The sequence below is a fragment of the Rahnella sp. 1L-D-7-B-C2 genome (genome assembly GCF_057290995.1).
Genome location: NZ_JBXAVQ010000016.1, coordinates 26,368 through 50,484 on the forward strand (window position 1 = coordinate 26,368; position 24,117 = coordinate 50,484).

18 protein-coding genes are annotated in these 24,117 nt (G+C 52.4%); 15 read left to right on the forward strand and 3 right to left on the reverse strand.

Features of this window, described 5'->3' with window-relative positions; translation table 11 throughout:
• The first annotated feature begins 8 nt into the window (after positions 1 to 8).
• A complete protein-coding gene (locus tag AC0Z7K_RS19690; protein ID WP_485615576.1) occupies positions 9 to 785 on the forward strand; it encodes an SDR family NAD(P)-dependent oxidoreductase in 777 nt (258 codons plus the stop codon).
• Positions 786 to 878: 93 nt separating this feature from the next.
• A complete protein-coding gene (locus AC0Z7K_RS19695) occupies positions 879 to 1,592 on the forward strand; it encodes a FadR/GntR family transcriptional regulator (protein WP_112167994.1) in 714 nt (237 codons plus the stop codon).
• A 646-nt stretch (positions 1,593 to 2,238) separates the two neighbouring features.
• Here AC0Z7K_RS19695 and nifJ read toward each other — a convergent pair.
• A complete protein-coding gene (nifJ, locus tag AC0Z7K_RS19700; RefSeq protein WP_485615578.1) occupies positions 2,239 to 5,760 on the reverse strand; it encodes a pyruvate:ferredoxin (flavodoxin) oxidoreductase in 3,522 nt (1,173 codons plus the stop codon).
• A gap of 308 nt (positions 5,761 to 6,068) precedes the next feature.
• On the opposite strand from nifJ, the gene AC0Z7K_RS19705 reads away from it, so the two are divergent.
• A complete protein-coding gene (locus tag AC0Z7K_RS19705; RefSeq protein ID WP_413528944.1) occupies positions 6,069 to 6,353 on the forward strand; it encodes a putative hemolysin in 285 nt (94 codons plus the stop codon).
• Positions 6,354 to 6,396: 43 nt separating this feature from the next.
• Here the strand turns inward: AC0Z7K_RS19705 and hslJ are convergent, their stop codons facing one another.
• A complete protein-coding gene (hslJ, locus tag AC0Z7K_RS19710) occupies positions 6,397 to 6,819 on the reverse strand; it encodes a heat shock protein HslJ (RefSeq protein ID WP_485615579.1) in 423 nt (140 codons plus the stop codon).
• Between the two features lie 337 nt (positions 6,820 to 7,156).
• On the opposite strand from hslJ, the gene AC0Z7K_RS19715 reads away from it, so the two are divergent.
• From AC0Z7K_RS19715 to AC0Z7K_RS19760, 10 genes are all read left to right on the forward strand, one after another.
• A complete protein-coding gene (locus tag AC0Z7K_RS19715; RefSeq protein ID WP_485615580.1) occupies positions 7,157 to 8,011 on the forward strand; it encodes a helix-turn-helix domain-containing protein in 855 nt (284 codons plus the stop codon).
• Positions 8,012 to 8,147: 136 nt separating this feature from the next.
• Positions 8,148 to 9,434 (forward strand): MFS transporter, encoded by a 1,287-nt coding sequence (locus tag AC0Z7K_RS19720; RefSeq protein ID WP_485615618.1) that lies wholly within the window; start codon positions 8,148 to 8,150, stop codon positions 9,432 to 9,434.
• A gap of 13 nt (positions 9,435 to 9,447) precedes the next feature.
• Complete coding sequence (locus tag AC0Z7K_RS19725; protein ID WP_485615581.1) at positions 9,448 to 12,120, forward strand: alpha-L-rhamnosidase; 2,673 nt, start codon at positions 9,448 to 9,450, stop codon at positions 12,118 to 12,120.
• A 555-nt stretch (positions 12,121 to 12,675) separates the two neighbouring features.
• On the forward strand, positions 12,676 to 13,173 hold the full coding sequence (locus tag AC0Z7K_RS19730) for a winged helix-turn-helix domain-containing protein (RefSeq protein WP_485615582.1): 498 nt from the start codon (positions 12,676 to 12,678) through the stop codon (positions 13,171 to 13,173).
• A gap of 401 nt (positions 13,174 to 13,574) precedes the next feature.
• The gene (locus AC0Z7K_RS19735; RefSeq protein WP_485615583.1) at positions 13,575 to 14,495 is read left to right on the forward strand and encodes a chitinase; all 921 of its coding nucleotides are present in this window, start codon (positions 13,575 to 13,577) and stop codon (positions 14,493 to 14,495) included.
• A 275-nt stretch (positions 14,496 to 14,770) separates the two neighbouring features.
• Entirely contained in the window at positions 14,771 to 15,874 is a 1,104-nt protein-coding gene (locus AC0Z7K_RS19740; protein ID WP_413528939.1) for an ABC transporter ATP-binding protein, read from the forward strand.
• Between the two features lie 63 nt (positions 15,875 to 15,937).
• Positions 15,938 to 17,218 carry an ABC transporter substrate-binding protein gene (locus AC0Z7K_RS19745; RefSeq protein ID WP_485615584.1) on the forward strand — a complete coding sequence of 427 codons (1,281 nt, stop codon included), beginning with the start codon at positions 15,938 to 15,940 and terminating at the stop codon, positions 17,216 to 17,218.
• An 8-nt stretch (positions 17,219 to 17,226) separates the two neighbouring features.
• Positions 17,227 to 18,138 carry a carbohydrate ABC transporter permease gene (locus tag AC0Z7K_RS19750; protein ID WP_485615586.1) on the forward strand — a complete coding sequence of 304 codons (912 nt, stop codon included), beginning with the start codon at positions 17,227 to 17,229 and terminating at the stop codon, positions 18,136 to 18,138.
• Positions 18,139 to 18,158: 20 nt separating this feature from the next.
• Complete coding sequence (locus tag AC0Z7K_RS19755) at positions 18,159 to 18,950, forward strand: carbohydrate ABC transporter permease (RefSeq protein WP_485615619.1); 792 nt, start codon at positions 18,159 to 18,161, stop codon at positions 18,948 to 18,950.
• Between the two features lie 21 nt (positions 18,951 to 18,971).
• Entirely contained in the window at positions 18,972 to 19,901 is a 930-nt protein-coding gene (locus AC0Z7K_RS19760) for a metallophosphoesterase (RefSeq protein ID WP_485615587.1), read from the forward strand.
• A gap of 56 nt (positions 19,902 to 19,957) precedes the next feature.
• Here AC0Z7K_RS19760 and AC0Z7K_RS19765 read toward each other — a convergent pair whose 3' ends face one another.
• Positions 19,958 to 20,950 carry a 2-hydroxyacid dehydrogenase gene (locus tag AC0Z7K_RS19765; protein WP_413528934.1) on the reverse strand — a complete coding sequence of 331 codons (993 nt, stop codon included), beginning with the start codon at positions 20,948 to 20,950 and terminating at the stop codon, positions 19,958 to 19,960.
• Positions 20,951 to 21,191: 241 nt separating this feature from the next.
• Between AC0Z7K_RS19765 and AC0Z7K_RS19770 the strand changes: the two genes are divergently transcribed.
• Together AC0Z7K_RS19770 and AC0Z7K_RS19775 are read left to right on the forward strand one after the other, a co-directional pair.
• Complete coding sequence (locus tag AC0Z7K_RS19770) at positions 21,192 to 23,921, forward strand: YdbH family protein (RefSeq protein WP_485615588.1); 2,730 nt, start codon at positions 21,192 to 21,194, stop codon at positions 23,919 to 23,921.
• Positions 23,918 to 24,112 (forward strand): YnbE family lipoprotein, encoded by a 195-nt coding sequence (locus AC0Z7K_RS19775; protein ID WP_485615589.1) that lies wholly within the window; start codon positions 23,918 to 23,920, stop codon positions 24,110 to 24,112. The genes AC0Z7K_RS19770 and AC0Z7K_RS19775 overlap by 4 nt, the downstream gene beginning before the upstream one ends.
• The last annotated feature ends 5 nt before the right edge of the window (positions 24,113 to 24,117 follow it).

Here is a 24,117-nt window from a genome sequence, read left to right on the forward strand (position 1 = left end):
GAGCACGCATGTTTAACGATCTGAAAGGCCAGCGAGTTTTGATTACCGGTTCAACGAAAGGCATCGGTCTGGCGGCAGCAAAAGCTTTCGCGGCGGCAGGCGCGAAAGTAGGCATTAATGGTCACCGTCACGATGCCAGCCTCGAACAACTGGCGGCGGAAATCGCCAAAAACGGCGGTGAAGTCGCGTACATTGGCGCGGACGTCACGAAATCTGCCGAATGCGAGGCGTTGGTAGCGAACTTCGTTGAACGCTTTGGCGGTATCGACGTGCTGATCAACAACGCGGGTGGTCTCGGCGGACGTCAGGGGCTGGAAAACATTGACGACGAATTTTACGATCATGTGATGGATCTCAACGCCCGTTCGGCGCTGATGGTCACCAAATTCGCCATCCCGCATCTGCGTCATTCTGCCAGACAGAGCGGCAAAACGACGTCGGTTATCAGCACCGGCTCCATCGCCGGACGTGAAGGCGGCGGGCCGGGCGCGAGTTTGTACGCGGCCTCGAAGGCGTGGCTGCACAACGTACACCGCAACTGGGTGAAGGAATTCACCAAAGACAATATCCGTTTCAACGTGGTCTCACCGGGCACCATCGACACCGTTTTCCACGCCGATAAAAGCCCGGAAGTGCGCGAGAAAATCGCCGGCAGCATCGCCATGGGCCGCTTCGGTACCAGCGAAGAGCTGGCACCGAGCTTCTTGTTTTTCGCCTCCCATGCGTGCAGCGGCTATATCACCGGTCAGATATTGGACGTTAACGGCGGCCAGATGGCGCCATAGCGCACAGTTCGTGAGTTTCCTCGCGGCGGACGCATGCAGCGTTTCGCCGCCTGAACTATGCTGTCGGCAATCTGCACATAAAAAGGGAATAGCATGACGATGCAGTTTGAAACCGCCGCTGGTATGACGCGCGGCCTTAATACTCATATTGCCCGTGATATCGCCCGTAAAATTCTCTCCGGCGAACTGGCCTGCGGTGCCATTTTGCCGAGTGAAATCGAGCTCGGCGAGCAGTTTGGCGTCAGCCGCACGGCCTTACGCGAAGCGCTGAAACTGCTCACGTCGAAAGGTCTGCTGGAATCCCGCCCGAAAATCGGCACACGCGTAAAAGAGCGTCCGCAATGGAATATGCTCGATCCGCAACTGCTGGAGTGGATGCAGGGCATGGAAGCGACCGAAGAGATTTATCATCAGTTTCTTGAATTTCGCAAAGCCATCGAACCGCACGCCACTGCGCTTGCTGCCGTCAACGCCAGCAAAGAACAGCGGATCGAGCTCTCGCGGATCTATCGCCAGATGTGTCACGTCGCGGAGAATTTCGACGCACAGGCGTGGGTAGACATCGACACCCAGTTTCACAGGATGATTTTCATCTCCTCCGGCAATTGTTTTTACGTCCCGTTCGGCAATGTGCTGACCACCATTTTCAAATGGTTTTTCGAATTTTCCTCAAAGGAAGGCGGAATGTGTCTGAACGAACATAAAAGGATTTACGAAGCGATCATGGCGGGGGACGAGGGGGAAGCTTATTCAGCATCATTGAGTTTGATGAAGGGGCATAAGCATCGGCTTGGATCGGGGGGGTAATGCCACTTCAAGTTAAATTCAAATTCAAGGTCAAGGTCAACACCGTGGGTTGCCACCCACACCGCCCCAAAGGACGCGTAAACGCGCGCCCTCTGGACACCCGCGTTTTTTAAAACACGTGCCATGCATCCTGGCTATGTTTCAGGTATTACCGCTATTGCCGCAAAATCTCGCCGCTGCGCGATGCCCTTCGCTCGGGTTACAACCCGCGCAAAAAGACGCGCGGTTTTCCACCTCTCGCTACGGCGCGATTTTTGAACGCGGCCAGACACTTTTTAGGTCACAACCTCACCGACTCAGGACGAAAAAAGAAAATAGAAAAATAGAAAAATAGAAAAATAGAAAAATAGAAAAATAGAAAAATAGAAAATGACTTGGTCTTGTCTTTGAAAATGGTGAGATGGCGCGATCAAAAAATCCTGCTGAACGGAGCGGGCTGGAGACCTTAGGCTCCAGCACCGAGAGAAGGTACCGCGCAGCGGCAGGGTTTTGCGCCACCCTCCTTAGCCGCAGAACAGGTCCATCATTCCCGCGATAGCGCTTTTTAAAATAAACGCAGGATTGTTAAGGGGCGCGTTTACGCCCCTTAACCCGGTGTGGGCCGGCGCCCACGACTTTGACCTTGACGTTGATTTAAAAGCTGACCTTAGTCAGCACTTTTCCCCGCCAGCATGGCCAAAAACTCATACTTCTGCTTCAGATCTTTCTCTGCCGCCGCATACAACGCGGTAGCGACTTCCGGCTGCTGGGCGTTGAGCCTGCGGAAACGCTGTTCGTTGTTGAGCGTATCCGTCAGCCCTGCGCCCGGCGGACGGGAGTCCAGCGCCAGTGCCGGTTTACCTTCCTCCACGCGACGCGGATCAAACCGGTACAGCGGCCAGAATCCGGTAGTGGTCAGCTGTTTCATCTGATCATGGCTGAGCGCAAGGTCGTAGCCGTGCTCCTCGCACGGGCTGTACGCGATAATCAGCGACGGCCCCGGATAGGCTTCGGCTTCCTGTATGGCTTTCACCGTCTGGTTCAGCTGCGCGCCAAGCGAAATCTGTGCAACGTACACATGCCCATACATCATCATGCTGACGCCCAGATCTTTGCGCGATTTGCGCTTGCCCTGTTCGGCGAATTTCGTGACCGCGCCGAGCGGCGTGGCTTTCGACTGCTGACCACCGGTGTTGGAATAACACTGGGTATCAAGTACCAGCACGTTGACGTTTTCAGTCAGGCTGAGGACGTGATCCAGACCACCGAAGCCGATGTCGTAAGCCCAGCCGTCACCGCCAATCAGCCAGATGGATTTATCCACTAAGTGATCGGCGTCGGTCGCCAGCTGACGGGCGTCAGGAGTATCGATATCCGCCAGAATTTTACGCAGCGCGGTGACATTTTCACGTTTTACTTCCGGCGTGACGGTGTCGTCACGCAGGCCGCCCAGCAATTCAGCCGGAATATGTTCTTCCAGTGATGCCACCAGACGCAGTACGCGGCGACGGTGCTGATCGACCGTCAGGCGAAAGCCCAGACCGAACTCGGCGTTGTCTTCAAACAGCGAGTTTGCCCATGCAGGGCCCCGGCCTTCGGCGTTGGTGGTGTACGGCGTTGACGGCAGATTACCGCCGTAAATCGAGGAGCAACCGGTAGCGTTAGCAATCAGCAAACGATCGCCGTACAGCTGGGTGATGAGCTTAATATAAGGCGTTTCGCCACAACCGGAGCAGGCACCGGAATACTCGAACAGCGGAGTGATCAGCTGCGAGGTGCGGATATCGATGCGCTCCAGCGTGGTTTTATCAATTTCAGGCAGCTTGAGGAAGAAATCGTAGTTGGCGCGTTCGACTTCCAGATGCTCAATGCGGTCGGCCATGTTAATGGCTTTAATCGACGGATCCTGACGATCTTTCGCCGGGCAGACTTCGACACACAAATTACAGCCAGTGCAGTCTTCCGGTGCGACCTGAAGCACGTATTTCTGACCACGCATATCGCGGGATTTCACGTCCAGCGAATGCAATGCCGACGGCGCGTTTTCCATTTCCTGCGGCTGAACCACTTTGGCGCGGATCGCAGAATGCGGGCAGGCGGCGACGCAGTGGTTGCACTGAGTACACAAATCCGGCTTCCAGATCGGTACTTCTTCGGCAATATTGCGTTTCTCCCACTGCGTGGTGCCGGTCGGCCAGGTACCGTCCGGCGGGAAAGCGGAAACCGGCAGCGCATCGCCAAGCCCTGCCAGCATCGCGGCAGTCACCGTTTTAACGAAATCCGGTGCGGCATCGGACACAATCGGCGGACGTTTATGCGGATTTTGTGGGATCGGCTCCAACGGTACGGCAACCAGTTGTTCCAGCGTCGCGCCGAGTGCCATCCAGTTGCGGGTGACCACGTCTTCACCTTTGCTGCTGTAGCTGCGGGCAATTGCGCCCTGCAATTCTTTTAGCGCTTCATCACCTGGCAGAATTTTGGTCAGGTGGAAAAAGGCCATCTGCATGACGGTATTGATACGCGCGCCGAGGCGGCATTCGCGAGCAATTTTCGCGGCGTTGATGACGTAGAAACGCGCTTCGCGCTGATGCAGCGTAGCCTGAACTTCCAGCGGTAGTCTCGCCCAGACTTCTTCGGCGCTGAAGGGCGTATTCAGCAGGAAGATCCCACCGTGGCGCAGGCGTTCGGCCATCTGATACAGGTCGATAAACTGCCACTGATGACAGGCAACGAAATGAGCCTGTGTCACCAGATAGGCGGATTTGATCGGGTTTTCGCTGACACGCAGGTGCGATACCGTGAGGCCACCGGCCTTTTTGGAGTCGTAAACGAAATAGCCCTGCGCGTACATCGGTGTGCTGTTGCCGATAATCTTGATATTGTTCTTGGTCGCTGAGACGGAACCGTCGCTCCCCAGCCCGTAGAACAAGGCTTCCAGCGAGGCACGTTCAGGCAACTCTTCTTCAATTACCGGCAATGAAAGGCCGGTCACGTCGTCATAAATCCCCACAGTAAAGCGCGGACGCGGCTGGCTGAGCGACAGTTCGCGAAACACGGAAAGCACGCAGTCGGGGCCGAATTCTTTCGAGGACAATCCGTAGCGTCCGCCGATCACTTTTGGCAGCGAATCGCGTTCGCCGCGTGAATAGGCTTCCGCCAGCGCGGTCATTACGTCGAGATAAAGCGGCTCCGCCAGTGCGCCTGGTTCTTTAGTGCGATCGAGCACCGCGATGCTTTTAACACTTTGTGGCAGCACGGCCAGCAGATGTTCTGCACTGAACGGATGATACAGACGCACCTTCAATACACCGACTTTTTCGCCGCGTGCGTTCAGGGTTTCAATGACTTCTTCGGCGGTGCCGATACCCGATCCCATCAGCACAATCACGCGTTCAGCCTGCGGATCGCCGACGTATTCGAACGGCTTATATTGACGGCCGGTGAGGGCGGCAAAAGCATTCATGGCGTCAATGACGTGCTGGCAGGTGGCGTTGTAATACGGGTTGGTGGCTTCGCGCGACTGGAAGTAGGTGTCCGGATTGGCGGACGTGCCGCGAATGACCGGATGATCGGGCGAAAGTGCGCGTGCGCGGTGGGCGTCGATTTGCGCCTGAGGCAGCATCTGCTGGAGCGTATCGTCACTCAGCGGCGCGATTTTATTGATTTCGTGCGAGGTGCGGAAACCGTCGAAGAAATGGATAAACGGCACGCGGCTGTTGAGGCTGGCGACCTGTGAAATCAGCGCAAAATCCTGGGCTTCCTGCACGCTGGCGGCAGAGAGCAGGGCGCAACCGGTCTGGCGAACGGCCATGACATCTGAATGATCGCCAAAAATTGACAGCGCATGCGTTGCGACGGTGCGGGCAGCAACATGCAGCACAAACGGCGTCAGTTGACCGGCCAGTTTGTACAGTAACGGGATCATCAGCAGCAGACCCTGCGACGAAGTAAAAGAGGTGGACAGCGCGCCGGTTTGCAACGCGCCGTGGACAGTGGAAATCGCCCCGGCCTCCGACTGCATTTCCATTACCGTCGGGACATCGCCCCACACGTTTTTCTTCCCTTCGCCAGACCATGCGCCTGCAATTTCGGCCATGGTAGAACTCGGCGTGATCGGGTAGATAGCAATCACTTCGTTAGTACGATAAGCCACGGAAGCGACTGCGTTATTACCGTCAGTGGTGATCATGGAATACCCTTTGCTTGCTCACAAAAACAGGCCAGCAAACTTTTGGTTATGCTGGCAAGAATGATAAAAGCTTAGCAGAGGGCGGAATAATCAATTTATCCTGATTGTGTGCATGGGTTTTTATTAGTCAGGTGAATGATTTGGCTTGCGCAGGAAAGAAAAGTGTTTCGGTTTATGAACAAAAGCCCGTTTTTTAGGAAAAAGTTGATGTTCTTTCGCAGGAGGACTCGACGCAGATGAAAAACGTCGGATATGATGACCGTTCTAAAAAATTCCCCGCTACAACCTACTTTTCAGGAGCAGGACAGATGATCACTGCGTTTCGCGTGTTACTGGCCACCGGCGTGCTGGTGTTAGCCGCCTGCAGCAGCCATGAAGATTCGGCTGATGTTCCACAAAAAGGCAACAGCGTGAATGTCGGCGCGCGTACCGTGAATATGGACAGCCCGGCTTATGCAGCCTGTTCGATGGCGGGCGGGCAATTGCGACTGGCACCGCAGCTTGATGGCAGCCGCGTCGGGATGTGCTCCATGTCAAATGGTCGCCAGTGTTCAGAAACGGCATTAATGCAAGGCCGCTGTACTGCGGGATAAACGCCAAACTCAGGTTTGGCGTTTTTGCAGGTAAGTTGGGTGATTACATGCGGTCTTTCAGGCGGTATACCAGCGTATGTTTACCCTGGGTCAGGGTCAGTTTATGATCCTGTAAGTTTAATGCCGCGCCATTGTTGAGCACTTCACCGATCACCTGATCCCATTTATTGAGATTTTCGTCGCTGCACAGCATGCGGGTTGAGGCCAGACCTTTGACGGTCAGCACGCTGTTTTGCAGTTCACCCTGTCCGAAGAAGTTATTACACATCTTGCCGGAAACGTGCATTTTCTCACCGAACTCAATCTCCGGAATGCGCCCCTGCGCGACGGGAACGGTCTGGTCGTCAACGCTCAGCAGCTCAAAACGATGATGCTGTAAGTCGGTTTGTTTAACCGCCGTGTTCTGATTCATGCTGCATGCGCTCAGAGCCATGGCCGTAGCCAGAATAAACAGTGCCTTTTTCATCTTCTCTCCTGAGATATATTCCATCCGCATCCGTCTTGTCGATAGATTCACCTGACAAATGCGTCATTTTCTCGTCCATTATAGCGTGAATAGGTTAAGGCGTTAACCCTTTACCTTTGTGCAATTTATCGCCTCCCGCGACCGCGTTATTCACCCCTGAACCCAATACGATTGTCGAAAGTGAAACTAACATCACTGTCGTTTACGCCACAGTGCCACCGCGCTATATGGACTTGTCATCGTTATTACGGTCTAATCATTACATCGAAAATTATCGTTTATAATATGCGTGAGGATATAAAGGAATACGCCATTTTCACAATTAACCGGTGAAGAGATGAAGATATTACGCGTCGATGATTTCTTTCTTTCAGACGAACATGCGTTCAGCTTATTTGATATGCACCATCAGATGATGGAGGATGTCCACGCGCACGAATTTGATGAACTGGTCATTGTCCGCCACGGCAGCGGATTTCATATTATTAACGATCAGGTGCAGTTTATTTGTCAGGGTGATTTCTTTCTGGTGTCTGCCAGTGATATACACTGCTATGAATCGGCAAATGAATTGTCCGTGATTAATATTTTGTTGCACCGGACCCGGCCTTTTCATTTTATTAAAAATATTGATGTATTAAAAGAAGGGATAAGGGAGCGAACATCGCCGCTAAAAAATAAACGGGTGGCGCTGAGTGAGATTGAACTGGAAGCTGTTATCCGGCTGGCGGGCGTGATGAATAATAAAAGCGATCTCGATTCCGATGCGGATTATTTTTCTTCTACCGAGTCAGCGCTGCTTTCCATCATCAGCTTACTTTATTGCTGCGCGACGAAAAAAGAAGAAAAATCAGGCCGGACAGAAAACGGCAAGCGTTACCTGCTCAACCATCTTCTTGAAAACTACCACTGCGCTATCAGCTGGCAGGGGTTGTGCGAAACCAGCGGTATTACTAAGCGAACCATGTTTCGTTTTATAAAACAGACCACCGGATATACACCAGAGAAATTCCAGTTACGCTACCGCTTGCTTAAAACCCAGGAATTATTACGCACCACGGATTACGCCATTGGTGAAATTGCGCTGATGTGCGGATTTACCCATCACGCCAGGCTGACGGAAGCCTATAAAAAGCAATTCTCGCGAACGCCTTCTCAGGAGCGCGCACGTGTGAGTAATAGTGTGATCTGATGACAACAAATAACATATTTAGATAAATCACAGGGAATAAAGAGATGAAGTGCTAATCATCACAATAACCTCTAAAGGAATCATTATGTTTATAATCAAACAACCCAATCCCTGGTACGTGGGTGTGGTATCAGGGATGGCATCTTATATTGATTCAGCCGCCATTGTTTCAAACGGTACCGCACTGGTGATATATCAAAAAGCAATAGGTACTTCATCCTTTGAAATAGGTGTTCTTTCCGGAATATTAACCTTATGTATTGCACTTGGCGCATTATTCGGTGGCAGGCTGGGGGATTGTTACGGGAGGCGAAGGGTATTTATTGCCACCATGATCATGATTATTGTTGGCACGCTGTTATTAGCGTTCGGTAATCATTTTCCGATGCTGTTAACCGGTACGATTTTCGTCGGTCTGGCCACGGGCGCGGATTTACCGGTTTCGCTGGCGACCATTTCCGAAGCCGCCACGGATAAAAATCGCGGCAAAATTATTGGTCTGTCTAACCTGCTGTGGTTTCTGGGTATCGTCACCACGATGGCGATCTCCGCCGTGGTCGGCGGCTGGGGGCATGTCGGCGGACAGCTGATGTATCTGCACGTGTGCGCCGTGGCGGTGATTTTATTGGCACTGCGCTGTACGATCCCGGAATCCCCGATGTGGCTCACCGCCCGTAGTGAGTTCAAAAAAGGTCTGACCACCGTTCGCGCGCAGAAAGTGGCGTACCGGGATCTGGTCAAAGGCAAGTATCTGCTGCCCTTTGTCTCACTGTGCATCTTCTATATTTTCACCAACCTGGCCGCCAATACCGGCGGGCAGTTCGGCACCTACGTCGCCGTCAATGTGGTCGGTATCAGCGTCGAGAAAAACTCTTTGTGGAATCTGCTGACCTTGCCGGTCGGCGTGATCGCCGGGCTATTGTTCATGCGCTTCGTCGATACGCCTAAACGTATCCCGACCTTTATCGTCGGCGCATTCTGCTTTGCCGGGGGCTTTTTCCTGCCGGTCATTTTTAACTTCTCGCCACTTTCCTGGTTCTGCTGCCTGTTCTTTACCGCGCTCGGCAGCGGCCTGGCTTTCGAAGGGATCATGAAAGTCTGGTCGCAGGAATCTTTCCCGACCATGCTGAGATCAACGGCGCAGGGCGTCATCGTGGCGATTTCCAGACTCTCCTGCGGGCTGCTGGCGTTTGTCACGCCATTATTACTCGATGCCGGACCTGTCGCGCTGTATTCAATTTTATCTACCATTGTCGCTTTGGGGTTATTTGTCGGTTGGTTATGTTTCCACGGCAAACAGCGAAATGAATTTAAGAGCGAGTCCGAAAATTATATTGAAGAAAACCGTTACCTTTCTCCGGGCTTGTCCGCAGAAAAATCTGAACACTCTCCCTCTCACCCTTCAATAATATGCCGTCATTAAGGAGTGCTGAATTATGTTGTCCATTGCAAAACTAACCCTGGATCTGGAGCCGGTATTACAAGGTGTGGATCGGATGCCGGTCATTGGCTGGGAAATTGAAAGTCACAACCGCAACGTAAAGCAAGTCTCTTACTGGTTGCAAATTTCTCCGGATGAGAATTTTAGCACCGTTATTTTTGACAGCGGGAAAGTGAACAGTGAAACGTCGAATAACCTGGATGTTGGTGAAATATCATTACAACCCTCGACGCGTTATTTTGTCCGCGTGCAGGTTCAGGATAATCATGGTCAAACCAGCGACTGGTGCTCTGCTGCATATTTCATCACTGGCTTACTCAACAGCGGCTGGCAGGCGGAATTTATCTCCGCAGAAACCCCCGCAGATAAAAACAGTTCGGCCACCACGTCACTGAGAAAATCTTTCGCAATTAATAATGCCGGTGATATTGCTTTTGCTGTTTTACACGTCAGCGCGTTGGGGCTGTATGAGTTTCATTTAAACGGCCAGAAAGTCGGCAACGATGAACTGACGCCGGGATGGACCAGCTATCATCACCATTTACTTTATCAGACCTATGATCTGACCGGTCTGCTGCAAAGCGGCGAGAATGTGATGGGTGCTATTTTAGGCGCAGGCTGGTTCAAAGGCGATATGGGCTTTACCCGCGATCGTAATTATTATGGCGAACAGACGGCGCTGATATGCCAGTTAGTGATCCACTACAACGACGGCAAAAAAGATATTATTTATTCCGACAGTGGCTGGAAAGGAAATAATTCTCCGATTCTTTTCTCTGAAATTTACGACGGTGAAATTTACGATGCCAGAAAAGAGTTGAGCGGCTGGGATAATAAAGATTATCCGGCAACGTCATGGCGACCGGTAAATATTGTCCGGTACGATAAAACAACGCTGACCGCGCAGGGAAGTTGTAAAGTCCGCCAGATAGAATTACTGAATCCACAAGAAATGATCATTACCCCCGAAGGCGACAGGGTGATTGATTTCGGTCAGAACTTAAGCGGCTGGGTGGAATTTAAAGCCACAGGCCGCGCGGGCGACCAAGTGATATTGCGTCACTTCGAAGTACTGGATGCGAATGGCAATGTCTATCTGGATAATTTACGTTCGGCCAAACAGCGGGTCGAATACACCCTGAAAGGCGACGGTGAAGAGATTTATCATCCGCATTTCACCTGGCAGGGTTTCCGCTATGTGAAAGTCGAAGAATATCCGGGTGAGGTAAATCTGGATAATTTCACCGCCATCGTGCTGCATTCCGCGATGGAACCAACCGGGCATTTCGCCTGTTCGAATCCGGACCTCAACCAGCTGCATCACAATATTCTCTGGGGGCTGAAAGGTAACTTTGTGGATGTGCCGACGGATTGCCCGCAGCGCGATGAACGTCTCGGCTGGACGGGCGATGCGCAGATCTTCTGCCGCACCGCCAGTTACCTGATGCAGACGCGCAATTTCTTCGCCAAATGGCTGACCGATTTGCGCTTTGACCAAACGCCAGAGGGCGGCGTTCCTCATGTGATCCCGGATATCCTCGACGGACGTTGCGGTGAGGATCGTCTGCTGTCCGGCGGCGGTACGCATTCTGCATCGGCATGGGCGGATGCGGCGGTCATCAACCCGTGGACGATGTACCTGATGTACGGCGACACGCGGGTGCTGGAAAATCAATATGACAGCATGAAAGGCTGGATCGATTTCATGCAGGCGCATGCGGAAAATAACATCTGGCGTTACCGGTTACAGTTCGGCGACTGGGTGGCGCTGGATGCCAAAGAGGGCAGCTACTTCGGCGCGACGCCGAATGATCTGACCTGCACGGCCTATTACGCCTGGTCCACGCTGCTGTTCGCTAAAGCCGCCAAAGCGTTAAACCGTCAGGCCGATCACGAAAGCTATCTGGCGCTGCATCACGCCATTGTCCGCAGTTTTCAGGAGGAGTTTTTCACGCCGACCGGACGTCTGGCGGCGAGAACACAAACCGCCTATATTCTGGCGCTCTATTTCAATCTGGTGCCTGACGCTTTTCGTCAGAGAACGACGGACACGCTGGTTGAGCTGTTAGAAGAACAGGGTGGTCATCTGGTCACCGGTTTTGTCGGCACGCCGTATTTCTGCCATGCGCTGAGTCAGAATGGGCGGGCGAAGGAAGCCTGGGAACTGTTGTTAAAAGACGATTTTCCTTCCTGGCTCTATCAGGTGAAAGCGGGTGCCACCACCATCTGGGAACACTGGGACGGCATCAAACCGGACGGCTCGATGTGGAGCGCGGACATGAATTCCTTCAACCATTATGCCTATGGCGCAGTAGGCGAATGGTTGTACCGCGTGGTGGCAGGGATTGAGGCGGACGAGCAGCAACCGGGCTTTAAACATGCCCTGATCAGCCCGCTGACGGGCGGCGGTCTTGACTGGGTGAGGGCCGGTTATCACTCGGTTTACGGTGAAATCAGTGTGCAATGGAAAGTCACCGGGGAAGATGCGCAAGGCAAAACCCTGAGGCTGGACGTCAGCATCCCGGCCAATTCGACGGCGACAATTTCGCTGCTTGCGGCAGATTCTGTGCCAGAAACCGACGGAGTAGATTTCGTCCGCAATGCGACGGGTTTAACGGCAGAAGTCGGCTCCGGGCACTATCAGATCACCTATGTCATCAAAGAATAGTTAATCGTTAACCTCTGGCCGGAGGCGCAACGTTGCGCGCCTTCCGGCCTCAAATCAGTCCTGTTTTCCTGCCGTTATCTCCCGATCACAAAAGCGTCATTTCGAGCTGTTTTGCACATGTGCAGGCATCACCACCTCACCTGGTAACTCTTCTGCAAAGAGCTTTTTCTTACTGAATATTTATTAGAAAGCAGTCTCGCTATTTTTAATTTTCTGTGAAACGTTTAGTCATAATGTCACGATAAAAATTCCGATAAAATCAGGTGGATTTTATTTTTTTTGTTACGCCATTTACGATCTTATTAAAGAAATTTACATGTCATAACAGAATTGGATGTGATGTTTTGACGCTTTCTTGTTTTATAGAAAAATAAAGGTTGTTAATATTAATAAGAATCGCGGATTTTTTTATTTTATATGCAATCAAGTCTTTACGTTATAAATATTACTGTGAATATGATATGCGTATTGTTTTGAAAAAATACTTTACTTTAATAATTGTTAAGCGTGATTATATTAAAAGGGTATTGGTTGCAACAAAATGTCGGAGTAAATATGTTTAAATTAAGCGATGACTGTTATGTTAATGTAAACGAAAAGTGTGTTTATTCAGATGGAAAGAAAATACATATCTCCATGATGGAAATGAATCTGCTCAATTTTTTAATAGCGCATGAGGGGGAGGTTCTTGATAAACAGAGGATAATTAGCAATTTATGGCCGAATGAAGATGACTGTCACATTGACTTCGATAACCTTTTTCAACTGATACATCGTGTGAGAAAAATATTGTTGATATGTGGTTTCAGTAATTCATTAATCACAGTAAGAAATCGCGGATATAAACTCATTCTTAAAGAAGAAGATGACAAAGAAGAAAAAATTCTTCAGGCTGATGATGAGCAAGAAGATTTCACTGAAACAGCAGCAAGGGTAGAGTCAGGCGTGGTAAATGTAACTATCTGTAATTGCGACAATAATGGTGCTTTTTTTGTTTATGTGCATTTTTTTATGTTGATTGTGTTGCTGCATGACTGGAATATCTGGTTTTGAGTTGCATGCAAAAGATGCAACCATTGACAGGAATGTCGTAAACACATTTTTCTAAAACAGCATCGGTAAAATCAATGATGCTGTTTTATATTATTGAAATTTTTAAAAACGCTGCCGTATCCTCACCTGGAATTTATTGAATCACGCTGATGGATGCTGATTCTCAATAAGAGTTGCCTTGTGATTAATTATAAATAATAAACAATCATTTAATTTATTAAAATAAAATCCGATTCGATCGCGTTAATAATATTATTTTCGTTTGTACGGATCTTTTGAATAGGTATTCTATTTCTCGTGAACAGCAATGCACCGCTATTCATGATGACTCACTTATTTCTGATTTGCCTGATAACTGGCTTTCAGTCACTAATAAATTACTTATTTAAAAGGAAGTGCTCATGACTACTTATTTAACGCCTTTCATCGATGTTACTGTAAATGCGCAATGGGATGACTGGGAAAAATATCCGCAAGGTCGTCCAAACCCTCTTTATTCTCATGAGGCAAGTGCATGGCACACGGATGGTCTGGTATTCGGTTTTATTACCTTATCTCCGAACAATAACCCATGCTGGGGGGGGAATGATGCCATGCCGTTAAACTGGGCCATCCCTCTTGCTCAAGACATTAATGCGGCTGGGCTGAAAACTATTGTTTCCTTTGGTGGTGCATCAAATAGCGATATCTCAACCCATTTCTCTGCCGCAGAGTTGGAGAATATTTATATCTCAGCGATCAATATGTATCAGGCCAAAGGCCTGGACTTTGATTTAGAGAATGGATTGTATGATATGAATAAGATCTTCGCTGCGCTGGCCAACGTGCAGAAATCAAAACCTCAGGTTGTCATCAGCCTGACTCTGCCGGTCATGCCCACCGGACTGACGGAAGTCGGGATGAAAATTATTCTTACGGCGAAAGCCGCCGGTGTGAGTTTTATCGTGAATGGTATGGCGATGGATTATTTTAACCCGGTTGACGATGCAGACATGGGGTTCTCGGCCATAAAAGCGGCGAAATCGGTTAAGTCACAACTTGCCACGCTTTACCCAACTTATGACGACAAACAATTGTATGCACATGTCGCCATCACTCCGATGATTGGTTTAAATGATGACGGTGCGATGTTTAATTTGGATGATGCTCTCCAACTGGCAAGTTTCGCGAAAACCAACGGGTTAAATTTTCTTGGATTCTGGGATTTAAACCGTGATAACCCTTCATCCTTTACCTATGTCGATTTGATGACCAGCAGCAATCCTGAGCAAGTCACGTCAGGGCAATACTGCACGACATTGGCGGGTGGTTTGACCGGCTGATAGCAGTAACCTGCTCTATAGTCTTTGACTGTAGGGCAGGTTTTATTCTTAGCACCGTATGCGTTCTACAATTTGTACATCGCCCTCAGCTCACGGGTTGCGTGGAAGTCTTAACGCAGACGATGCTGATTATGAAGGCAAGGAAACTGGCGTCAGTTGCGCTTATCTTCGTGCTGAATCCGGCCTGTCTTCCTGCCGTCATCTCTTCATCATAAAACCGTCATTTTGCCCCGTTAGGTTATGCCCATCACCGGTCAGAGAGAATTATTACGGGCATGAGCTATCTATCACTGCGTCATATCCAGAAATCCTGGGGAAATAAGGTCGCCCTCGACGACATCAGTTTTGATGTGGAAGAGGGGGCGTTTATTGCATTGCTGGGACCTTCTGGTTGCGGTAAATCCACCCTGTTGCGCACCATTGCCGGACTGGAATCCGCCGACAGCGGCGCTATTTTATTTCGTCAGGAAGATGTCACCGCGCTTTCGCCATCTGAACGCAAACTGTCGATGGTCTTTCAGTCTTATGCACTCTTTCCGCACATGAGCGTGCGCGAAAATCTGCTATTCGGGCTGCGTGCGCGGGGCGAGGATAAACGTCAGTTCGCCTCGCGGTTAGCCGAAGTCAGTAAGCTGATGGAGCTGGAACAGTTGCTTGACCGGTTGCCTGCGCAACTTTCCGGCGGGCAGCAACAGCGCGTGGCGCTGGGGCGTGCGGTGATCGCCAATAACAAGCTGTGTCTGATGGATGAGCCGCTGTCCAACCTCGACGCCAAACTGCGTCAGAGCATGCGCCGTGAAATACGTGCGATTCAAAAGAAGCTCGGCCTGACGATGGTGTACGTCACCCACGATCAGACCGAAGCCATGAGCATGGCCGATAAGATCATTCTGCTTAACGATGGCCACATCGAACAGCACGACACGCCGGACAACCTCTATAACAACCCGACCAGTATTTTCGCCGCGCAGTTTATTGGCGCGCCGCCGATGAATATTTTGCCGCTGGTGCGTCGCGGTTCGCATCATTATCTCGCCAACATGCCGGTGCCGGTGGTGGAAAATCTCGACGAAGAGGCCATCAGCCTCGGGCTGCGTGCGGAAGACATTCAACTGACTGACGCCGCGAATGCCGGCCTGACCGCACAGGTCGTCAGCCACGAATATATGGGCGCAGACACGCTGGTGGTCTGCGCGTTAGCCGGGTACCCCGAGCCGCTCACCGTGAAAGTGGCGGGGATGAAACGTTTTGCCGAAGGCCAGATTGTCGGGCTGCAATGGGCCACCGGCGCGCAGTATTTTTTCTTCAGCGCGGGCGGCAAACGCTGTTATCGCGCTGAGCACGCCTGTTTACCTTCGAAAACCCGCGTCGCCGTCTGATTTTATATTTTGATTTTATTCACTTTTATGACTTCGCACACTATGAATGCCAAAGGGAAAACTATGTCACCTGCTCATCGCTTGTCACGCCTTGCTACTGCTTTACTGTTGATTACCGGCACCTCAGCCTTCGCGGCCGATCCGGTCAAATTACAAATGTATTACCCGATTGCCGTTGGCGGGAAAATCAGCCACACGGTGGATACGCTGGTGGAAGATTTCCAGAAAACGCATCCGGATATCAGTATTCAGCCGGTCTACACCGGTGATTACGCCACCACAGTGACCAAAGCGCTGACCGCCTTTCGCGGCGGTAACGCTCCGCAGATCGCTGTGATCGGCGACATTGAGGCTTATTCCCTGATCGACGCTGGCGCGATCCTGCCGGTCAGCGACCTGGCGAATGATGCCGACGGCAAAAAGTGGATCGACAGTTTCTATCCGGCATTTATCCGCCACATTCAGGACAAAGTGTGGAGCATTCCGTTCCAGCGTTCGACCGTGGTGCTGTACTGGAACAAACAGGCGTTTGAGAAAGCCGGTCTGAACGGCGACACACCGCCCGCTAACTGGCAGCAGGTGGTCGATTTTGGTAAGAAGCTGGTGGTACGCGATGGCAGCGATGTTAAACAGTGGGGCATCGAGATCCCCTCCACGCCAAACGGCTACTGGAACTTTCAGGGGATAGCCGCCACCAACGGCAGCCATCTGGATAACGGCAAAGGCACGGCAGTGACCTTTGACACGCCGGCCAACGTCGAAGCTTTGCAGTGGCTGACCGATCTGGCACAGAAAGATGCCGTATCACCAAAAGGCGCGATCGCCTGGGGCACCACGCCGCAGGATTTCATCGATGGTAAAACCGCCATGATGGTGACCACCACCGGCAACCTGACCACCGTACGCGACAACGCTAAATTCCCGTTCGGCGTAGCGATGCTGCCGGAGAAAACTCAGCGCGGCAGCCCGACCGGCGGCGGTAACCTGTACGTCTTCAAAAACACCACGCCGGAACAACAGAAAGCGGCGATGGAGTTTATCCGCTGGGTGTCTGCGCCTGAGCAGGCTGCGCGCTGGAGTATCGCGACCGGTTATGTCGCCACGTCGCCCGCCGCCTGGGAAACGCCGGTCATGCAGGATTACGTGAAAAAAGTGCCGCAGGCGCTGGTTGCCCGCGAGCAGCTGAAATATTCCCAGCCTGAGTTATCGACTTACAACAGCGTGCAGATTCAGGAACTGATGAACCACGCGATCGAAGCCGCCGTCACCCAGGCGAAAACCCCGGCCGAGGCGCTGAGTTCTGCGCAGAAACAGGCCGACCGCTTGCTGAAACCTTATCAATAAGGAACGACATGAGCACGTTGCACTCTGTCGCACCGGCACCCCGCACACGCGGGTTGTCTTTGCAGCTGTACGGTTATTTATTGCTGTTACCGGCGCTTTGCTTTCTGCTGCTGTTTACCCATTACCCGGCGCTGGCAACCATTTGGGAAAGCGTCTTCAGCGCCGCGCGCAACGGACATCCGGCGCAGTTTGTCGGGCTGGATAACTATCGTGCGTTGCTTGACGACGACACGTTTTTGCTCTCGCTGCGCAATAACCTGTTGTACGCGGCGATCACTATTCCCCTGTCGGTGGTGCTGGCGCTGCTGATGGCGCTGGCGGTCAACCGCCGTCTGCGCGGCAACGCTATCACCCGCGCGGCGTTTTTCATTCCTTCTTTATTGCCGATGGTGGCGATCGCCAACCTGTGGCTGTTTTTCTACACACCTCAGTTGGGCTTACTGAATAAACTGCTGGCGCTGTTTTCGCTCCCCGCCGTTAACTGGTTGGGCCAGCCGGATACTGCGCTTTACAGCCTGATGGCGGTATCGGTATGGCGCGAAGCCGGATTTTTCATGATTTTTTATCTCGCCGCGCTACAGCAAATCGATCCGCGCCTCTCCGAAGCCACCGAAATAGAAGGGGCATCGCGCCGCTTTTTCTTTCGCCGTGTGCAGTGGCCGCTGCTGATGCCGACCACGTTGTTTATTTTGATCAACGCCTCGATGAACGCGTTTCGTATTGTCGATCAGGTTATCGCCATGACCAACGGCGGGCCGAACAACAGCACCAGTTTGCTGCTGTTTTACATTTACCGCACTGCCTTCAGTTACTGGGATTTGCCGTATGCCTCGGCGATGACCGTTGTGCTGCTGGCGATTCTGGCATCGATCGCACTGATTAAATTCAATCTGATGGACAAAAGGGCGCACTATCAGTGAAGCAGACCAATTTTTCTAAAATGTGCCTGAACCTGATCACCTGGCTGGCAGCGTTGCTGTGGTTTTTACCCATTTTGGTCTCCATTTGGGTGGCAATTCATCCCGCCTCTGAGCAGGGTAGCTTTTCGCTGTTTGCGCCGCTGACGGTGCAGAACTTCATCAACGCCTGGCACGCCGCGCCGTTCGCCCGGTATTTCCTCAACACGACACTGCTGGTGCTGATGATCGTCGTCTGCCAGATGGTGCTGGCGACGCTGGCGGCTTACGCGCTGGTGCGTTTCAAGATGAAAGGCGGCGGCGTGATTTTCGCGCTGATTTTGTTGCAGCTGATGATTAGCCCGGACGTGCTGATCCTCAACAACTATAAAACCATCGGCGCACTTGGATTGCGCGACAGTCTGCTGGGCATTGCGCTGCCGTATTTTGCCTCAGCGTTTGCGATTTTCATGCTGCGCCAGACGTTCAAAAGTATTCCGCTGGTGCTGGAAGAAGCGGCCATCGTTGAAGGTGCCAGCCGCTTTTACATTTTGCGCAAAATCTATATTCCGCTGGCGAAACCGATTTACGTGGCGTTTGCGCTGGTGTCGATAAGCTTCCACTGGAACGATTTCCTCTGGCCGCTGGTGATCACAGATTCTGTCAAAGTGCGGCCGATTACGGTCGGGCTTCAGCTGTTTTCTGCGCCTGAACAGGGCGTGCAGTGGGCGTTGATCAGCGCTGCCACCCTGATGACCGTCTTGCCGCTGTTACTGCTATTTCTGGTGTTCCAGCGTCAGTTTGTTCAATCCTTTATGCGGGCAGGCATTCGTTAAACCGCCCGACAGGAGCACGTTATGACCGTTATTCCGTCCTCATCAACGCTGTCTGAAGAGCAGAAAGAGGCACTCGGTAAAGTGAGCACGTTTTACCAGCCGCCTGAAGTCTTTAATGAAATGATTTCCGGCCAGCGGTTGCGGTTCGGTCTGATTGCCGACCCACAGTATGCGGACGTCGACGCTGAGAAAGATCGCCACTACCGCAACAGCCTGAATAAACTGGCCACTGCCATCACTGAGCTCAATGATGTAAAACTCGATTTTGTAGTGACGCTCGGCGATCTGGTAGACCGCGACTGGTGCAGCTTCGATCCGGTCATCAGCCGTTACGGTGCGCTGCGCCATCCGCATGCGGTGTTGATCGGCAATCACGATGCACAGGTAATATCCCAACATCTTGGGGCGCAGACCCCGGCGCTCGGTTTGCCGAAAAGTTATTATCAGTTCAGCCTGCCGGGCTACCGTTTTCTGGTGATCGACGGCAACGACGTCAGCCTGTACTGTAATCACGCCAACGGCGACGACCGTCAGCTGGCGGAATTCATGCTCGATGAACTGACCGAATGTCAGCAATCGCAGGCGCAGCCGTGGAATGGAGCGGTAGGGCGCAGGCAACTGGAGTGGATCGAGTACAACCTGAAAGAGGCGAAAGCGCAGGGCGAAACGGTGCTGGTCTTCGGGCACTATCCGCTGACGCCGGTCAACAGCCACAATCTGTGGAACTGCGAAACGCTGGTGGAACTGCTGTGCCGTTATCAGGTGCGCGCTTATTTTGCCGGGCACGATCATCGGGGAGGTTACGACCGTGTGGAAGATACCGACTTCATTACCCTGAAAGGTATGGTGGATGGCGAAAACAGCCTGCCGTTTGCGACGGTCACGCTCGAAGGGGATGTGCTGTCGATTAATGGCTACGGGACGGAGATTAGCAGGGTGCTGAGCCTCTAGATTTTTAGCATGAAAAAGGCTCACCGAAGTGAGCCTTTTGACCTGTATGAAACCGCTTACGCCGTCAGTATATTCGGGCAAGTCACGCCTTTCGACAGCTGATCAATATTCATCAGCGTGGTCTCGGAAATACTGGTCAGCGCGTCACTGGTCAGGAAGGCCTGGTGGCCGGTGAACAGAACGTTGTGGCAGGAAGACAAACGGCGGAAGACGTCATCGAGGATCACTTCGTTGGAGTTATCTTCGAAGAACAGATCGCGTTCGTTCTCGTAAACGTCCATTCCCAGCGCGCCGATTTTTTGGTTTTTCAGCGCGTCAATGGCGGCGCTGGCATCCAGCAGTGCGCCACGGCTGGTGTTAACGATCATCACGCCGTCTTTCATTTTGGCAAACGACTGCGCATTGAGCAGATGATGGTTTTCCGGCGTCAGCGGGCAGTGCAGGGAGATGACGTCAGATTCGGCATACAGCGTGTCCAGATCGACATATTCTGCACCGAGCTCAAGCGCCAGCGGGCTTGGGTACGGATCGTATGCCAGAATTCGCATACCAAACCCTTTCAGGATCCGCATCGTTGCCACGCCGATTTTACCGGTACCAATAATTCCGGCAGTGCGCTGGTACATATTGAATCCGATCAGCCCTTCCAGTGAAAAATTGGCTTCACGGGTGCGCTGATAGGCGCGATGAATGTGGCGGTTCAGGCACAACATCATACCGACGGCGTGCTCCGCGACGGCTTCCGGAGAATATGCCGGTACGCGCACTACAGAAATCCCCAGGGATTTAGCCGCTTCCAGGTCAACGTTGTTGAAGCCCGCACAGCGCAGTGCCAGCGTCTTCACGCCCAGCGCTGCCAGCTCCTGTAACACTTCACGCGAACCCTCATCATTCACGAAAATGCATACTGCATCCGCGCCGATGGCGGTTTTCGCCGTTTGCGGCGTCAGCAGAAAATCGAAGAACTCCAGCTCATAGCCATAATGCTCATTCACCAGTTCCAGATATTTCCGGTCGTAATTTTTAGTACTGTAGACAGCCACTTTCATGGTGTTTCTCCGCAGTGAGTTTGAATCTCTGGCGATACTGTTTCCTGATGTTTTCTAAGGAATAAACCGTTTCAGAAACAATTCGCGCTATGCAACCAAACTAACAGAGCGCGAGGTGGCAGACAATTTATCCCGTGCTGTTTGGGTGTGGGATACTGGCTTTTCAACCATCAGTTGTTACGCTAATTGTGATATCTTGCGGGCAGTTAGACAATCAGCGAAGAATAGAACAAGGCACGTCATGCACAACGGACTTAAGAAAGGCGTACAGGTGATCCTGAGTATAGTGGTGATTCTGTTACTGCTGATGTGGCTGTTATGGAAAACGGTGCCGCGCTGGTTGCCGTCCGTCGCCGGCCACTGGCTGCCGAAAGGGACACAGCTTGCGCTAAAAGGTTCTCCTCACTGGTCCAACGGCGCGCTGCAATTGCCGGGGCTGCGTTATGTAGCCGGTGACTGCACGCTGGCTGACGCGAAAGATGCCCGCCTGAGCAACTCGTCAGGGCGCTGGGCAGTAGACCTCGATACACTGACTGTCGATACCGCCTGTCTGTCCAAACTGCCGTCCGGGGAGAAGCAATCCGCTGCGCTCTCGCTGGCCGATATACAGAAGATGATCCCCGCCGGTCGCGTCAATATCGCCCATTTCTCTGTCACACCGTGGCAGCGTTACGCCGGTAAATTGCAGCTTGATAACACCGAGGGCGTGCAGCATCTTTCCTTTGCCGGCGAGTCCCTGACGCTTGATGCCATTTTGGATGGCGACCGCACGCTGGCAATTCATACTTTCAGCCTCACGCCGCCGGGCAGTGAACAGCCGATCACCCTGAGTGGCAAATTGTTGCTTCCCGCGACGTTCGACCGCCTGCCCGAATCCGGCGAACTGCATGCCGAAATGCACACTGCGCAGGTACCCAATCCGCTGGATGTTCAGCTGAGCTGGCAGGCGACAGAAGGCGTGCTGACGCTGACCGAAAAGGGCAGCGAACAGCCGCTGGCGATGTTGCCGTGGCAGCTTAATGGCCAATCGTTGCAGATTGCACAAGGCCAGTGGCGTTGGCCTTATGCTGCACAACCGCTGGCAGGCGGCGTTAATATCACGTTCAGCGACTGGACGAAGACTTTTGATCAAACCAATATTACCGCGCGCCTGAATGTGCTGACCCAGGGGCACAACGGCAAAGCCAACGTCGTGCTGACGATGGGGCCGGGGCGCATCGGGCTGCTCGACAGTAATCTGGATTTCCGGCTGACCGGTCAGGCAAATTTACAGGCGACGTCGCTGAGCGCGTCGCTGCCCGGCGTGCTCAGCGGCTCGGTGCTGAACCCGACGCTGGCGCTGAAAAGCGGTTCCCTGCTGCGTGCATGGGGTAAACCCATGACGAATCTCACCATCACGGACGCGCGCTGGCCGCTGGCGGGAGTGAAAGTGTCGGCGCAGGGCGTTAGCGGGCCGTTGCAGGCGATCCTCAAAGCCCGGCACAGCTACTGGGGAAAATTTGATTTACACCTGAACGGGAAATCGCAGGAATTCTGGCCGGACGCCGGACGCTGGGATTTCAACTACTGGGGCAATGGCCATCTGCCGCCGCTGAATGGCCGCTGGGATATGTCCGGCAAGGGCCAGTGGCATGATAACGTGATAAGCGTAAACAGTCTGTCTACCGGATTTGCCCGCTTACATTACGGCATCGTCGATGTGGAGGCGCCGCGCCTGACGCTTGAACAACCCTTTGTCTGGCAGAGGCCGATACCGGAACGTTTCAAAAAGCAGTATCCGGATCTGCCGACGGTATTTAAAGGCGACATCAAACTGGTTGCCAAAAAAATCGCCTTCGATAACGGCGGTTATCTGCCCCCTGCGACCCTGACGTTACAGCTCAGCGGCGATACGCCGTCACATTTCAATATGCACGGATCGCTGGATGCCAAACCGATCGGCCCGATCCGCCTTACCGGCCGTTGGGACGGCGAGCGTTTACGCGGTGAAGGCTGGTGGCCGAAACAACAGCTGACCGCCTTCCAGACGCTGCTCACGCCGGATTTCAACATCAAATTACGTGAAGGATCTTTCTACGCGCAGTCGGCATTCTCCGCCGCGCGCGGACAGGGCTTTATCGCTGGTGGCCACTGGGTGGTAAAAAAAGGCGGCATGTGGCTGAAAGACGGCGATCTGAGCGGGCTGGATTTCAGCCTGCCATATCGGCTGAAAGACGCGGTCTGGCAACTGGGCGTTAAACAACCCGTTACGCTGCGCATTGGTGAGGTGAACAATCTCATCACCATGAACAATATTACGGCGGATTTGCAGGGCAATTATCCGTGGAGTGAGGCGCAGCCGCTGACGCTGAGCAATCTGGGCGTGGACGCGCTGCGCGGGCATCTCAGTCTTTCGGCGTTGCGGATGCCACAGCATGATGCGGCGGTGCTTAAGCTGGAAAAAATCAATCTCAGCGAATTGTTTACCGCGCTGAAACCGAAGCAACTGGCGATGTCCGGTCTGATTTACGGCGAACTCCCTCTTTATGTCGATAATCCTAAATGGATTATTCACAACGGCTGGATCAAAAATGACGGTGGTCTGACCCTGCGCCTCGACCAGCAGTTCGCCGATGCGATGGCGAGTGGTAATTTCGCCAATGGGCTGGTGATTGGTCTGCTGCGCTACCTGGAAATCAGCCGCTCTGAAGCGCAGGTGAGCCTGGATAATCTCGGCGAACTGACCATGGCGGCGAAAGTGGACGGTGTGAATTACATCGATAACAGCCACGGTGGTGAGAAAGAAAAACGCGAGATCGTGCTCAATTACACCCATCAGGAAAATATTTATCAGCTGTGGCGCAGTTTGCGCTTTGGCGACAATCTTCAGGAATGGTTGCAGCAACAGATCGCTTTGCCGGCCAATTCGCTATCGAAAAGCCCCGCTGCAATCGGGCAGAAAGAGGAAAAAACCTTGAGGAAGGAACAATGAAATTGCGACTTATCGGCCCGAGCCTGGCACTGAGCATCATGATGCTCAGTGGCTGCGTGCCGCGTATCGAACTGGCTGCGCCGAAAGAGCCGATCACTATCAACATGAACGTCAAAATCGAGCACGAGATCCACATCAAAGTGGATAAAGACGTCGAGAATCTGCTGAAAAGCAAGAACGACCTGTTCTAGGAGCG